This window comes from Bacillus cereus group sp. MYBK14-1, assembly GCF_051916885.1.
Lineage (GTDB): Bacteria > Bacillota > Bacilli > Bacillales > Bacillaceae_G > Bacillus_A > Bacillus_A cereus.
This window is the reverse complement of record NZ_JBQAHM010000004.1, coordinates 379,048-393,629: the sequence shown is the minus strand read 5'-3', so window position 1 is coordinate 393,629 and position 14,582 is coordinate 379,048. Positions and strand designations below refer to the sequence as shown.

Genomic DNA, 14,582 nt, shown 5'->3' with positions numbered 1-14,582 from the left:
TCTTGAATCGAAAGATTCATAAAAAACGTCATCCTTTCTAGTTAGTTTTGTAGAAAGAATAACGTTTTTTGACAATTGGGGGTAGTAAAATTTCTTAAGTTGATGGGCATGTGGCGGCACCCCATCGCTATCAACCTAACAGAACAGGTTGCTCCCAAAAGTTTTTTATACAAAATAACATCAAAAAATACGTCTTGAACAAGCGTTAAAAAAGAAAGCTGAAGGGCAAGTATACCCTTTTGGAATCTTTTTAAGAGAAAATGATAAAATGAAGATAATATTAGGGAATTGTGAGGATGATTACGTTGCTTACTTTGATAAAATTTGTAGTTAGTTATGCTGCAAGTCTATTTGCTTTTATTTTTGGATGGTTCTTAATTTCATATATTTTTAATCCTAGCTTTATTCACCCAGACGTTTTACAGGGGTTCATAAAAACTATCGTCACTTATGGTAGTATACCAGCTCTTATAGCTTGTCTAATTGGGGAAGTTTTATATAGGAAAATTAAACGATGTCGAGAGTTTCAATTTGGAATTCCTTTATTTATAGGACTAGCAGTTATCTATACACTTATACCATTTCTTTTTCTTTTTAATTTTTCTTTTTCATATTTCTTTGACTTCGTTGCACCTGTTATTATGGGTTCCTTAGCGTTTTATTTAGTACGTAGAAAAATATAATTTTCGTTTTGATGCATTATAATAGCTATCTCTGAATCACTAGTTTCAAAAAGCCTTCACGCAATGATAATTGCATGAAGGCTTTTGATGTTTTCTTATTTTTTTGTCTCGTTAACCCATGTAATAATGTCCTGGATGACGTACTCGGGAATATTAGCAGGGATTTCATATTCACTAGGGAGGCTTAATTCCCCGTCACCTTCCGTGAAGAAATGATTCAATTTCGGGTATTTTTTGAACTGAACATTCCTGCGGTTTGCAAGCCCTTCTTGCCATTTTGTATATTCATTTTTTACTGTTACTTGATAATCGCGTGCTCCTTGCAAAATGAGTAAAGGCTCTTTTCGTGATTTTGCCTCTTCAACTGGACGCCACCTAGAAACATCATACATAAAATGAGGTGACCTAAAATTGTAGCCAGCTGGAGGATGGTCAGGATTGAAAGTAGGGTCCTGAATAAAAGCAGCCTGTCTTTTTAGTTCATCGATTTCTTCCTTTGATGCCCCAAGGTATTCATACTGATCAATGGCAATGTCAGTCAAAGGGCGTGCAGGTGGTGCGAGTAAGATACTTCCTCGAACAAGTGAGGAAGGCGCTTTGCTCAGTATACGCGGCATTGTGCCAGCTCCTTGGCTATGTCCGAGAATGAAAATATTATTTGGATCAATGCCTTCCTGCTGCGCTGCTGACTTTGCTGCATATATGGCATCATCTGTAGTATCACGGTCTAATGTAACAGGTTCTGTACTCATCTTTAATGCATGTTCTAAGGTACGTTTTTCATAGCGCAACACTGCAATTCCGTTGGATGAAAGGCCCACCGCAAGGTCTCGTAAGATTTTTGTTCCCAAATAGGTAGCATCGCGATCATGGATGCCAGCACCATGCACAAGAACAACGACGGGTACCTTTTCACCACGCTGATGCTTCGGAACTGTTAATGTCGCTGGTAACGGATAGGTAGAATTTCCAATGACGATTTCACGTTCTTGATAGGAGTCAGGTTGATCATAGCTAGGATGTGGGATGGTATAAGATTCTTCGGGTGGCCTTTCTCCAATTTCATCTACTTTCCCGCCAGGTGTGAATTTAAGGAGTAGCGGTATGGTAGTTCCTTCGGTAGCTGCTGGAATTTCTACCGTCTGATGGACCAAGTTTCGTTCTTTTATCACGGGGGTTCCCATGCTTTTTATCCCGCTCCCGCCACTTTGTGTCCACCAGTTTTGTAATGTGGTTGCTGTAAACTTGGATTGAAAAGCAGTAGACGTCAACTGTAGTGCCTCTGCATACTTACCTTGCTGGAGATATTCAAAAAATAATGATGTACGCTCCGTTAAAGAGACTAGTTTCTTTTCAGCAGATTGTTCTTCGCGTGTATCTGCGTGAATAGTTGTTGTAAGCGGGAAAGATGAAACGCCTAAAGAAAAGAGTAGGGGAAAGGTAAGTACTGATCTTTGTATTTTCTTTTTTTTATTCATGTTTTAACCTCCAATACGTGATGGTACAAAACAGGTATGGTAATTAGAATTCTGGTGCGAAAACTTCAAAATATTTGCAAGCAATCTCCAAAACTTGGACATACTCATATTATTATTCTAAAAAAACGTAGCTTTCTTCTCTTGTCACATGCATATTAATCCCAGAAATAATCTTTCTTCCTTCACTTTATATTTTGATTATACGAAACAAAGCTCTCGTTTTTCTTACTTGATACTTACAAATTCCTTAAGTAAAGGATATTTTAAAATCTTAGCTTGATGAATATGTAGCGGTACTCCTATGTTAAGAGATAGCTTAAGGACCGAGGATTATATTGTTTTTATAAAGGGTTGATGTTATGTTTGTTTTGTAACATATGGTGTTTTATGCATGTAGGAGGATTTATTGAAGAAATTATTAATATTGTTTTTATTAGCTACATTTTGTCTACAGATTACAGGATGTTCTAATAATATGGGTACACTAAGGGAGAAGTCTAAAACTTCAACAACTGTGAAGTCTAAACGCATCAATAAAGGGTGGTACAAACATATGTAATAGTTTGTATCACCCTTTGTTGATGATAGAAGTCATAAAGAAAAGACACCCTAAGGTGCCTTCCTTCGACTTGAACCATCTTAATTTTAATAATATATTGGACTCCCATCCAACTATTATTTTACCATGTTAAATTGTTTTATTCCTTGAGAAATATAGTTTTAACCTATATTTAAAAGAATTATATCGATTTGAACCAACTAATAATTAGGGGGGAGCTGACATGCTGAGCCAATATTATACTATCCCCAGAACGGAAATTATGAGCAATATGTATACGAGCCACATATCAAAAAAAGACACTCTCAAGAGTGCCTCTCCTTAGCAGCCGAATCCGCCGCCCCAACAGCTAGCGCCAACGATGATTAATAAGATGAAGAGCACAACAAGTAAGGCAAATCCGCCGCCGAAACCACAGCCACCACCACAACTACCTCCATAGCCCATATTAACTCCTCCTTCCATAAAGACCATTTATTAATGGATTTAATTTAATTTATGTTTTTAAGGGTGAATGGAGCAGGTCCTTAAAAAAATAAAAGGATTTTGGAAGTTAAAAAGAGTTGACGATCTTATTTTTGTCACCGGAATTTTGTCTTCTACATATTGTATTTTATTCTGTGTATTGGGGGAAGGAGGATCTTATGGCTAATTCTGAGATGATTTTACGTTTACTTACGGATTTAAAGATTGAACAACAATTGTTGAAAGAACAGTTAGAGAAAATGCAAACAGCTGTGACTATTCTTGAAGAAAAGTCAGTGACGCTTAAAGAAAAACCAGCGACTCTTAAAGAAAAAACAATGACTCCTGAAGAAAAACCATCTGTTACAAAGCAAAGAGCTTTTTCTGGACGCCCAACATCTTTTCGTGATTGGAGAGCAGCTGCTCAAAAAAATTCATAAAACTACAAGCAAAAGAAGACATCAATTAAGATGTCTTCTTTTGCTTGTACAATCCAAATGAAGTTAAGAAGATATATCCATATTGCTTTAGAAATAAGAAGAAAATAACGATTGTCGACTCCTATTTTAGTTATCTATTATTTGTTTTAATTCATTTATTCGTATTATTTTTTGAGAGCCCCAGTAATGAGGCCTTTTTTATAATTGTGTTAAAGTAGAAACCCCTCAAGCGTAGTGAGGGGTTACATGACTAGGGAAATGAATGATTATTAGTGTTTCATGAGCTGAAGTTCAGGATATTGCTTCTGAATTTCTTCTAAATGATTTTCGTTTATCCCTTTTAAATTTTGATCAAAGAAGCTAGTTACTAGTTTATTAATGAGTGTATAATTTGCGGCTACATCTTCGTCTGGTTCATTAATAATAGGTGAAAATGCTGCTAAATCTGTAAAACTGGTATGGTTTGTTTTTGGAATTACCACTGTGTACACGCCCGGTTTTTCAATCGTTTTATTTCTTAAATAGGATATTTCCAATAATTCATTTTGGATTCCGGTTGTCTTTTGATTCTCGGCTTCTTTCATATAATGAATCGTCGCCTCAGCATTCATCAACATGAATGGTTTCTGAGGACCGTCTTTAGGCATTGGGTCGCCAAACAATCCGCCATCCATATCAATTGCAGCTTTAATACGCGTATCCTTTACTAGCATCTGTGCGGCAGTTGCTCCGCCAAAAGAGTGACCGAACATTCCAATTTTGTCATAGTTAATTAAGTCTGCAATCGTTTTAAAACTTTTATCGAAATTACCTTTTATTACTTCGTTTAAAACAAAAGTAGTATCCTGTTCCCATTTTTGAACTATGGTATTTAAGGCCGTAGGTGTATTTTCAATTGGTATAGAGTCTACACGGTTTCCGTTAGGGAAAATCGTTGTTGCTGCATATCCCGTGAAATTAAGAGCGATTACTACATAGCCTTGACTAGCTAATTCCTCTAACTGGAATGTATTTTGTTGACCATATAATCCCATCCCATGGCCGAATAAAAGGAGGGGGAATTTTTCTTTAGCTTGAAGTGGCTTAGCATTTTGATAAGAATGTGTTTTTGTCAGCCCTAAATGTGTCGTTACGATATACGGAGCACCGTTTGTTACTGCCAATTGTTCACCCAGTTCGTTTATGTTCTCAAAATAGGCAGAAGGATTCCCTGATCCTTTTGCGGCAGGATAGTATACTTGTATCATTAACTCACGATTTCCATGATTATTTGGTACAGTTGTTTCTTTTCGATTTGTATCAATTAAATGAAAAGCTTTCGTGCCTACTGTATATTTTCCACTAGGCTCTGGGAGTGTTATGATCGGAAAAAGTAAAGGTAATGTAAACATTGCGATAGCAGTTACGATAATTCCTAAACCTTTTAAAACTTTCATCACTAACTTTTTAGAAACGGCTGTAGTTTTTGGTTTCAAAAAAACTTGTAATGTTAAAACGAACAATAAGAAATAGGCGGGAATCATACGCCAGTTTGCACCAATTACAATGATGGTGACAAATAATAATGCATAATTTATTAGTAAAATGACTCCATTTTTTTTCGTCAAACCCCGTTTGATAAAGATGGGAATGATACTAGATAAAAGTAATGCAGCAACAAAAATGATTTCTAACATTTTTAGCTCCTTTCCTAATCAACATAAATATAGATTGATAATTTAAAACCTTCTCAATTATATAACTATCTTTGATAATTGTATGCATGTAAGTAAGTTTAGAATGTTTTTATATGACATTTAAAAAAGTACTCATACGAGTACTTTTTCTTAAATGAATTATTATTTATTTTTAAACCGTTCCCCATAAATGATAAACCATACCGAAAACAAAAAATGCTAGTCCTACAAATAAAACAATTAAAGCAAGCACTCCATTTTTGTTATGTTCCATAAAATTAGCTCCTTTTTCATTTACTTACATACAAAAAGCCTTTAGTCGTAATTATGGCTAAAGGCTTTGAACTTCATACTTTGTAGTTCATAAAGAAAAGACACTTTAAAGTGCCTTCTACAGATTTGAATTATTTAATTCATGTAATTAATATTCGTTAGCATAAAACTCTTTTATTAATTTTATTTCATTTGTATCTGGATTAAACTTAAATATTTTAATTTGATTCGATTCGTCTTTGTATGCAAATGTATTCTCACCAACTTGGGTCATATTGCTGGTGTTTAAGATAGGATCGCTACCGTGATCAGTAATTTCCACAGTTTTCTCACGATCCCAGAATGCAATGACAATAATCAAAATGATAAGACATACCCGTATAAAACGTAATTCTCTTGCAACAGGATGTTCCATCTGTTTGTCTCCTTTACTGTTTGATAGAGTCTGTTTATAAAAGAGATGATTCCTAGGAATATAAATAAAAAAGACACCGTAAAGTGTCTTTTTTATTTTAGTTATGCGCATTACTTAATAAGACGCTAGTTCCTCAGTCTGGCTATGAGTAACTATGTAGGGTAATTCCATTATAACATTTTAACCAGTAATGGGTCTATATGGAATTTGATTGATTTTCTTTTTGATTATTCAGAACGATTAATCGGGTATTTGGATGAAGGAAGCGGTGAGGAAGAAGGGACTTAACTTGTTTTAGAAGAGTGTCTTCTTTTTTGTATCATTGTGAGTAAAGTGTAGAGTTATATTTCCCTTTACACGAACATAACGGTATAATATAGTTAAGTTAAGTAAACTTAACTATTAAACAAAACGAAATAAAAGCATGGAGGAATAACGCTATGACTAGAACGTATAAAGAAGTAATTAATGAAATGAACCGAGCTTATAATGAATTCTACATTTTACTATTCCAGGAGTTAAAAGATGAATTCGGTCTTACAGGACAGCAAGAGAGCATGCTATTTCATATTAATTTAAATGAAAACACGACAGCAAATCACATTGCGACTACTTTTAATATATCAAAAAGTGCCGTTAGTCAAGTTTTATCTAAATTGGAGAAACAGAAGATGATTTCAAAACAAGTAAACCCTAATAATAAACGGGAGTATTTTCTTACACTTGGTCCAAACGGTAGTAAGTATATAGAGCGGTTGTCGGAGTTAGATGATGTATTAATTGAGAAATATTTTTCTAAAATCGATATAAACGCCCTAGAGCAAATGACAGATACGTTAACGAAAATAAATAAAGTCATATTGGAAGAAAAACAGAAAGATCTTGATTGTAATGAGTAAGAACGTAGATGAAGCAATTAGTAGAAAGGAGGAGAAGTGTATTATGAGTTTCATACCAAATATGATTACGATAGCAAATTTTGTATGTGGGCTTTTAGCTATTTACGCTGTTTTCGTTCACGATATTTATTTGGGAGCAGTTTTTATTATTACAGGTATGTTGTTTGACTTTTTAGATGGTATGGTCGCTCGGAAACTTGATTCTGTTTCGGAAATTGGTGGAGAGTTAGACTCATTTGCGGATTTAGTTACTTTTGGTGTGGCACCGTCTATTCTTGCATATAGTGCCTCGTTAAAAGATTTGCAGTCTATCGGGATGATATGCGCGCTTGCTTACAGTATTTGCGGCATGCTTCGGCTTGCAAGATTTAACACACAGCAAAGCAAACTCCCGACCTTTATCGGCATGCCAATCCCATTCGCGGCAATGTGTCTCCTCATTTTATGTTTTTTAAAGAATCCAGTTTCCGTGGCGTTTGGTACATGCGTACTCGCTTATTTAATGGTAAGCAAAATCAAATTCCCTCATTTTAAAAAAGATATAGCTGAAAGCTTGAAGCCTGGATTGATGATATGGGATTACAATGAGAAAGATAAAGGAGTATAACATGATTCGTATGGCATTAAGATCATTCAACATACAAATGTATTGTTTGCTAGGCGTAATGTTATTGGGATGGCTTGTGACACCTTTTTCAGCCCAGTTCGTAGGGATAAGCATTGGCCTTTTAGTAAGTATGTACTGTGCCTGGATTTTAGGAAGGCGTATTGAAAAGTTCGGAGATAGCATTGTAAAAAAAGAAAAAGCACCGATGCTTGGAATGATAAATCGGTTCGCAGCCGCAATACTCGGCGCGATTATTATGTATGAAATTGAACACCATGAATTCATGTGGACATTCGCTGCTGGAATTATGAGTGGGTATTTCTTGGTTATTATTAATTTGGGGTATTACAGTATGAGGGATGAGAAGGGATAAAGTGAAACCTAAGTTTAAGCATACTGTTGCCTAACAACGAATAGCGGATTAGTAATTAGAGTAATAATAAAATCTAACATAAAATTTAAGAAAAATTTTATATTTCCCCCACTTTTTATTTTAAAAGTTTTTTCTATCCTATAAACAAGTTACATCAAGGAGGAGACTGAAAATGAATAAGTGGGGATTTTTTTATTTTTAATATATTCCCTATATTCGAAGACAAAGTAGAAGATTAAACATATGAACAAAGTACTGGTTCTTAAACTATATTCTAAAATAATAGATGAAAATGTAAAGTTAGGGGATTCCACATGCATACAGAAGTTTTAATGAGTTATTTGTATACTTATTTTTTTACAATTATGTTTTGTATTTTATTTCAAATTGGATTTTATTTTAAAGCGAAAAGAAACATATCTATTCGGCATTTTCTATGGGTATATGTTTTTCTGTTCTACCTTTCGTTAGTGTATAAGGTGACGCAGATTGCAACTGTATGGGATATAAGTAGATATGAAACGTGGATTCGTGTAAGTCAAATCAACTTGACTCTATTTGATACGGCAGGTAGTACTACGTATCTTTTGAACATCGTACTGTTTATGCCGTTCGGTTTTTTATTACCGATGATTTGGCCGTATTTTAGAAAAATAAAAAACACGGTATGTGCAGGATTCTTTTTTTCATTGGCAATTGAGTTAAATCAATTGTTAAATAATAGAATTACAGATATTGATGATTTATTTACGAACACCCTCGGGGCGATTATTGGGTATTTATTATATAGAGCTTTAAAAATGATATTTAAAAGAGAGGGGGAAAAGCTTGATACCAGCTCTTCTCTAGTTATAAAATACGAGGCTATTTTTTGTTTAGTATGTTCATTTGTAGGAGCGATGTTAATTTATCATCCAGCTTTATTTGGAAGACCTGTCATCATTCAGTGAGGCAATTACGAATTTCTTTTGAATGCTCGAGTGATATTTCAATTTGCAAAAAGCCTTTAACTTGTTATAGTTAAAGGCTTTTATCATCATAATTTTTACTTACCAATTACCCACTCTAACATCCGCCTTCAACCACTTCACCCAATCAAAATCCTCTACCTTAAGCAAACTAAGCGAAACACCCTTCATATCTAAAGAAGTTAACAGTGTACCAACCTTTACGAATGTCACTTGCAATCCTTCAAGTTCACACAAACGGCGAATGTCGTTTGCGAAAATGTATTGTTCCATTAATGGAGTTGCGCCGAGTCCGTTAATGAGGATAGCGAAGTTGTCTCCTTTTCTCCAGCGATAAATGCTTTTTAGTTTGTTCATTAGTTCGATCGCTAATATTTCAGAAGAGGATAGTGCTTCTTTACGGTAACCTTTTTCTCCGTGAATGCCGACGCCATAAAACACTTCATCGTCATTTAATGTGAATGAAGCTTTTCCTTTTACTGGATCGTTGACAGGGGAAAGAGCAACTCCTAATGTGTGTAAGTTTTTAGTGATAGAGCGGCCAAGTGTTGTTAGTTCTTCTAGAGAATGGCCTTCAAGAGCGGCCGCACCAAGTATTTTTTGAACGAAAACAGTACCAGCGACGCCGCGTCTTCTTTTATTAAAAGAAGCATCATCTTCAATTGAAACGTCGTCATTTACGATGATGTGGTCAATTTTTCTTCCTTCTTCTTTAGCGATCTGCTTTGCCGCAAGAAAGTTCTCAACGTCATCTTTAAAGTTTTTAATAATGAATAGTATACTTTTATCTTTTGGCATAAGGCGAGTTGCCGCCGCAATTTGTTCCACTGTAGGCGGAGTGAAGATGCTTCCGTTTACTGCCGCTGTAAGCATACCTTTTCCTACATAGCCAATATCAGCAGGTTCATGTCCGCTACCACCGCCACTTATAATAGCGACGTCTTGCTTCATTTTTTCGATATCTTTTACATAAATGATGTTATTCGTTTCATCGTAATTTACTTTGTCGTTATGTTCAAAATAAAAGCCGTGCAGCATATCTTGAACGATATTTTGTACATCATTCATAATCTTTTTCATTGCTTTTGCCACCCTTTAATTACTTTGCTGATTGCTCCAGTAATAGTAGTAATTGATTGTTTATCATATTTTTCATAAGAGAAGACATAATGGAAGGATCTACTTCGCACTTACTTTCAATCCAATCTTTTATCGTTCCAACGAAGCCGTGACTATAAAAGGAGGCAATCGTATTTTTTGTCTCATCAGAAAGGCTGAATCCACAGCTCACAGATAGTTCATCGATAATCTTCATATATAAGTTTTTCGTATGCTCAAATAAATAGTGATTAAACGAGTTTTGCTCAATGACTTTAAAAGCATTTCGGTAAAATTTTTGATTTTCATAAAAGTAATCAAATAATAAATCGAAAATGTTTTCCCACGTTTCATAATCGAGAAAGTCGATAATGTTTTCCTTCGTTTCTTCTCTATAAATCCAGCTTAATAGTTCAAATTTATCTTTAAAATGATAATAAAAAGTTTGCCTACGCATTTGACAGTGTAACATAATATCGCTCACTGATATTTTATGAAACGACTCTGTTTCCATTAAATACTTCAATGAGTTCGCGATTATCTTTTTAGAAATTATAGAAGAGGTCATCTGAATCATCCCTAGAATGTTATTAATATGAAAATCCTATCTATAAATGAGAGCGGTGTCTTTAGACAGATTGTCCATTTTGTCCGTTTACTATAAAACGCTTTCATTTTAACATGGTTAGTAAGAAGAAGATTTCAAATATATCACAATATATTAAAGGAATTGAGGGAGAACTACAATGAAAAAGATTATAAACAAACCAGAAACATTAGTAATGGAAATGTGCAACGGAATGGTTATGGCTCATCCAGAGCTTGAGCTTTTGAAAAAATATAAAGTGATTAAGAAGAAAGAAATGAACGAAAATAAAGTAACGTTAATTAGTGGAGGCGGTAGTGGTCACGAGCCGGCACATGCAGGATTAGTCGGAAAAGGAATGTTAGATGCGGCAGTGTGCGGAGATGTGTTTGCGTCACCTTCACAAATTCAGGTATACCAAGCGATTAAAGAGACAGCTAGTAAAAAAGGTACGTTATTAATTATTAAAAATTATAGCGGCGATATTATGAATTTCAAAAACGGTGCGCATTTAGCGACGGAAGATGGAATTGAAGTCGACTACGTAAAGGTGGACGATGATATTGCGGTAGAAGATAGCCTGTACACAGTAGGACGCCGCGGCGTTGCGGGCGTTATTTTAGTTCATAAAATTGCCGGCGCAGCAGCGGAAGCAGGTATGGATTTAGGAGCGGTGAAAGCTGTAGCAGAAAAAGCAGCGGCTAACGTGCGCACAATCGGTTTAGCATTAACGTCTTGTACAGTTCCAGCGAGTGGATCACCTACTTTCACACTTGCGGAAGATGAAATGGAATACGGTGTAGGTATTCACGGCGAACCAGGAATTAAGCGTGAAAAAATGCTGTCAGCAGATGAACTAGCGAACCGTATGACAAATGACCTTGTAAAAGATTTAGGAGTAAAAGATGGCGAGGAAATCGCAATTCTAGTTAACGGTTTTGGCGGAACACCACTGCAAGAACTTTACTTATTTAACAACGCAGTTACGAGAGAACTAGCTGCAAGAAACATTAAAATTAATAGAGTATTCGTCGGTAACTATATGACAAGTATTGATATGGCTGGTATGTCTTTAACGGTAATGAAGTTAGATGAAGAGCTAAAAACATTACTATCAAAAGAATGTAATACACCAGCGTTTAAAGTAGACGGTCCAGTTGAAAGTGTAGAGTACGTAAATGTACTTGAAGAGACAGAAGAGAAGGAAGTTTCATTTGAACTAGAAACTGCGGAAGAGCACGCTGTTATTAAAGATAATGTTATTACATTAAACAACATGATTTATCTCGTTGATAAAATGAGCGATATTATTATTAAAAATGAAGTACCGTTCTGTGAGCTAGATACGCATGCTGGTGATGGCGACTTCGGAATGAGTGTGGCAAAAGGATTTAAGCAATTAAAACGTGAGTGGCACTCTATTGTAGAACAAGAAAACGTAACGATCGGATCATTCCTTGATGGCTGTTCGATGATTATTATGGAACATTGCGGCGGCGCATCTGGTCCAATTTGGGGCGGTGCATTCCGCGCAGCTAGTAAAGCAGCAGCCGAGAAGCGTGAGTTAACAGTGAAAGAATTCGCTGAAATGCTGCAAGCAGCATTGCAAGGCATCCAATCGATCGGTGAAAGATCATTCGGCAGAGGAGCAGTAGTTGGTGACAAAACACTTGTTGACGCACTTGCTCCATGTGTAGACTCTTGGTTAGATAGCGCCTCAAACGAAGTAGACGTAAAAACTGCCTTTGAAAAAGGAGCAGAAGCAGCGGTCAAAGGAGCAGAGTACACGAAAGAAATCGTAGCTCGCATGGGCCGCGCTGGTACAGTTGGCGAAAGAAGCTTAGGATATCCAGATGCAGGTGCACATGCACTTGGGGTTATCTTTACGGAGATTGTAGGTAGTTTGAAATAGTAATTGGAAAGTCCCTCTGCCTTAAGGTGGAGGGATTTTTCTGTAGTTTTCGAGAATAATAGTATGTGTCTTTTTGTATTACCAAAAACGACCGATTTTGGTGATACAGAAGGACATAAATCTCGTTTTTTATCGGACTTCTTTTTACTCTACTTTTATTTTCTTTATGAGTTATTAGAAAAATAATTGTCTATATAAGTCTTTATTTTTTCAAAATCCTTTTCCATAAATAAAATTGCTGGTACTTCAATTATTGGAAGATTATTTTCATTATCAAAAGGTGGACACGGTTTGGGAACTACCAAATAGTCAACTGAGCTTTTATCCCTAATATAATTAATTGAAACATCATAATGTTTGGAAAAATATTCCTTCAAATCATCCTGATTCCTTAAAAATGGTAGAGAAAATATTGAACCATAATTTATACCAGCGTCGACAATTAATACAAAGCATATTTTTTTCATGATACACCCTCCTCGTATAATAAGTTTTAAGTTAATAATTGTTCCTTGAAAATTAAATAGTTTTTATATTCAAGAGCTACATCAAAAAAATGATGTATGGGTAAAATTTAGTCTTGGATACTGGGGGGGTTCCTAGATAATGGAAGTATAGAAGTAAAAAGATATGGTTATAATTTAAGTCTTCGACACGATATAACATATCCCCTGTAAAAATTTTGTAAAATAGCCTGTGAAAAACTGGATTTTCACTTGTAAATAACAGAAATAGGAGATGGAGAGAATGTTATTTACTTTGGATGAAATTATGACGCCGAGGGAAGCATGTGATCGTTGGGAGATTACGCTGGATAATCTACACATGAAATTAAATAGATTAAAAAATAGTGATGTGTTGAATGGATTAATTAAAGAAGGAAAAGCAAAATATTATAAGCCAGAAGGAAAAAAAGAGGGGAATGGATATTTACAATAGAAGAGATTAATAAGGTGCAGCAAGTAAAATTATTAGAAATGGAACAAAGATTAGGTGATCGCATTGATCAAAGAAATAAATTAATTGAAAATGATATCAAAGATCGTAAGGAACGTGAAGAAAGAATAGAAAAAAGGCTAGAATTAAGAGATGATAACTTTATGGAAATGGTAAGAGAAATCCAAGATGCAAAACGTACTATCGTATTGGCTCAACAAGAAATAGCGGCAGCTAAAAAGAAGTCCTGGTAGAAGTTTTGGAAATGAGTATCATTTTTAAATTAATACAAGTAAAAGAGACCTTATATGGTCTCTTTTTTTTAGGGTATTTTACTGTTTTCGCTCAAATGGATTGTCTTATACATCTAAGTTGTTTCTACATAAATATCTGTAATCTCACCTATTACTATATCTTTAGAAAAATTTCCAACAGAACCAATAAACCGTTATAAAAAGTATTTAAAATAATAACAAATAGGTATAATAATTCCCACTATAGAAAATACAATACTTCCTAAATTAAATGCAGAAAGTTTCGCACGATGAACTTGAATTTCACCTAAATCTACCCCTCCACTAAAATGCTTATCCATAACTTTAGCGACGTTTTGTTGTTGATTAACAAAATAAGGTATTAGCCATATACAGCAGAACAAAATAATACTACCAAAAAAGAGTGTGTCAATAATTGAAGCTTTCCAATTTAATGAAGTAATGACTATGAGAACAAATTCTCCCACCATAACAATTATCATAGTTACTACATATCTGGTTTTTTCAGAAACGTTTTTAAATACAGTCTCGTCCATAATTTTTTCTATTTTAGTCCATATTACACTGATTAACACGATTAGGCTAATTAAGAAAATAGTAAATAAAGCTTTAACTAAAAGGTACTCAAACACTACCGACACCACCTAGTAATTTCTAAATTAGAATATAAAGTTGATTTTTTTAACTCTATCAAAAGATTAAATTCAATAATCTATTAACTAGCTTATCGAAAAATTTATTGATTTAAAGATACAACACTATATGTATTAGTTATATGGGATAAGATCTCCCAAAATTCCTTTTCTAATATATATATCTTCTAATCGTTGTTGGACTTCAATTGTCTAAATATTTTATTTAGCACTTTATATTAGTTAATAATTAGAATTTTCCGAATTAAAATTCCGTGATATTGTTAAGAAAATAATTATTATTATG

General features: G+C 34.7%; 15 protein-coding genes and 4 pseudogenes. 10 read left to right on the top strand and 9 right to left on the bottom strand.

All coding sequences use genetic code 11. The annotated features are described in order from the left end of the window. Positions 1-148: 148 nt before the first annotated feature. A pseudogene (locus tag ACTFR3_RS14965) lies at positions 149-268 on the top strand (GNAT family N-acetyltransferase); the annotation flags it as partial. 28 nt (positions 269-296) lie between these two features. Beyond that, positions 297-683: a hypothetical protein gene (locus ACTFR3_RS14960; RefSeq protein WP_000631589.1), complete on the top strand. Its 387-nt coding sequence runs from the start codon at positions 297-299 to the stop codon at positions 681-683. A 95-nt stretch (positions 684-778) separates the two neighbouring features. Here ACTFR3_RS14960 and ACTFR3_RS14955 read toward each other — a convergent pair whose 3' ends face one another. Then, positions 779-2,161, bottom strand: a complete 1,383-nt coding sequence (locus ACTFR3_RS14955) for an alpha/beta hydrolase family protein (protein WP_440044519.1) — start codon at positions 2,159-2,161, stop codon at positions 779-781. Between the two features lie 880 nt (positions 2,162-3,041). Then, entirely contained in the window at positions 3,042-3,167 is a 126-nt protein-coding gene (locus tag ACTFR3_RS14950) for a YjcZ family sporulation protein (protein ID WP_000540377.1), read from the bottom strand. A 197-nt stretch (positions 3,168-3,364) separates the two neighbouring features. On the opposite strand from ACTFR3_RS14950, the gene ACTFR3_RS14945 reads away from it, so the two are divergent. Continuing rightward, positions 3,365-3,625 carry a hypothetical protein gene (locus tag ACTFR3_RS14945; RefSeq protein ID WP_000013691.1) on the top strand — a complete coding sequence of 87 codons (261 nt, stop codon included), beginning with the start codon at positions 3,365-3,367 and terminating at the stop codon, positions 3,623-3,625. Positions 3,626-3,894: 269 nt separating this feature from the next. Here ACTFR3_RS14945 and ACTFR3_RS14940 read toward each other — a convergent pair whose 3' ends face one another. Next, on the bottom strand, positions 3,895-5,301 hold the full coding sequence (locus ACTFR3_RS14940) for an alpha/beta hydrolase family protein (protein WP_017672948.1): 1,407 nt from the start codon (positions 5,299-5,301) through the stop codon (positions 3,895-3,897). Between the two features lie 421 nt (positions 5,302-5,722). Next, positions 5,723-5,989, bottom strand: coding sequence for a YmzC family protein (locus ACTFR3_RS14935; RefSeq protein WP_000400965.1), 267 nt, complete (start codon positions 5,987-5,989; stop codon positions 5,723-5,725). A gap of 440 nt (positions 5,990-6,429) precedes the next feature. Between ACTFR3_RS14935 and ACTFR3_RS14930 the strand changes: the two genes are divergently transcribed. The 4 genes from ACTFR3_RS14930 to ACTFR3_RS14915 all read left to right on the top strand — a co-directional run bounded on the left by ACTFR3_RS14930 (position 6,430) and on the right by ACTFR3_RS14915 (position 8,818). Then, a complete protein-coding gene (locus tag ACTFR3_RS14930) occupies positions 6,430-6,888 on the top strand; it encodes a MarR family winged helix-turn-helix transcriptional regulator (RefSeq protein WP_000198939.1) in 459 nt (152 codons plus the stop codon). 43 nt (positions 6,889-6,931) lie between these two features. Continuing rightward, entirely contained in the window at positions 6,932-7,495 is a 564-nt protein-coding gene (gene pssA / locus ACTFR3_RS14925; RefSeq protein WP_440044518.1) for a CDP-diacylglycerol--serine O-phosphatidyltransferase, read from the top strand. Between the two features lies 1 nt (position 7,496). Next, entirely contained in the window at positions 7,497-7,868 is a 372-nt protein-coding gene (locus ACTFR3_RS14920) for an ATP synthase subunit I (protein WP_000620610.1), read from the top strand. A gap of 314 nt (positions 7,869-8,182) precedes the next feature. Next, positions 8,183-8,818, top strand: a complete 636-nt coding sequence (locus ACTFR3_RS14915) for a VanZ family protein (RefSeq protein ID WP_000556719.1) — start codon at positions 8,183-8,185, stop codon at positions 8,816-8,818. 99 nt (positions 8,819-8,917) lie between these two features. Here ACTFR3_RS14915 and dhaQ read toward each other — a convergent pair whose 3' ends face one another. Next, positions 8,918-9,916 (bottom strand): DhaKLM operon coactivator DhaQ, encoded by a 999-nt coding sequence (dhaQ, locus tag ACTFR3_RS14910; RefSeq protein ID WP_000723363.1) that lies wholly within the window; start codon positions 9,914-9,916, stop codon positions 8,918-8,920. Between the two features lie 19 nt (positions 9,917-9,935). Continuing rightward, positions 9,936-10,502: a dihydroxyacetone kinase transcriptional activator DhaS gene (gene dhaS, locus ACTFR3_RS14905; RefSeq protein WP_000204220.1), complete on the bottom strand. Its 567-nt coding sequence runs from the start codon at positions 10,500-10,502 to the stop codon at positions 9,936-9,938. A gap of 178 nt (positions 10,503-10,680) precedes the next feature. Here dhaS and dhaK point away from each other — a divergent pair, with 178 nt between their 5' ends. Further along, the gene (gene dhaK, locus ACTFR3_RS14900; protein WP_440044517.1) at positions 10,681-12,432 is read left to right on the top strand and encodes a dihydroxyacetone kinase subunit DhaK; all 1,752 of its coding nucleotides are present in this window, start codon (positions 10,681-10,683) and stop codon (positions 12,430-12,432) included. Between the two features lie 164 nt (positions 12,433-12,596). Here the strand turns inward: dhaK and ACTFR3_RS14895 are convergent, their stop codons facing one another. Then, on the bottom strand, positions 12,597-12,899 hold the full coding sequence (locus ACTFR3_RS14895) for a hypothetical protein (protein ID WP_000717610.1): 303 nt from the start codon (positions 12,897-12,899) through the stop codon (positions 12,597-12,599). 280 nt (positions 12,900-13,179) lie between these two features. On the opposite strand from ACTFR3_RS14895, the pseudogene ACTFR3_RS14890 reads away from it, so the two are divergent. After that, positions 13,180-13,382 (top strand): annotated as a pseudogene (locus tag ACTFR3_RS14890) (hypothetical protein); the annotation flags it as partial. Next, positions 13,368-13,622, top strand: a pseudogene (locus ACTFR3_RS14885) (DUF3967 domain-containing protein); the annotation flags it as partial. The pseudogenes ACTFR3_RS14890 and ACTFR3_RS14885, both read left to right, overlap by 15 nt. Before the next feature lie 194 nt (positions 13,623-13,816). On the opposite strand, the gene ACTFR3_RS14880 reads toward ACTFR3_RS14885, so the two are convergent. Together ACTFR3_RS14880 and ACTFR3_RS14875 are read right to left on the bottom strand one after the other, a co-directional pair. Continuing rightward, positions 13,817-14,275 carry a hypothetical protein gene (locus ACTFR3_RS14880; RefSeq protein ID WP_000464477.1) on the bottom strand — a complete coding sequence of 153 codons (459 nt, stop codon included), beginning with the start codon at positions 14,273-14,275 and terminating at the stop codon, positions 13,817-13,819. 104 nt (positions 14,276-14,379) lie between these two features. Then, positions 14,380-14,485, bottom strand: a pseudogene (locus tag ACTFR3_RS14875) (BtrH N-terminal domain-containing protein); the annotation flags it as partial. Positions 14,486-14,582: the final 97 nt, after the last annotated feature.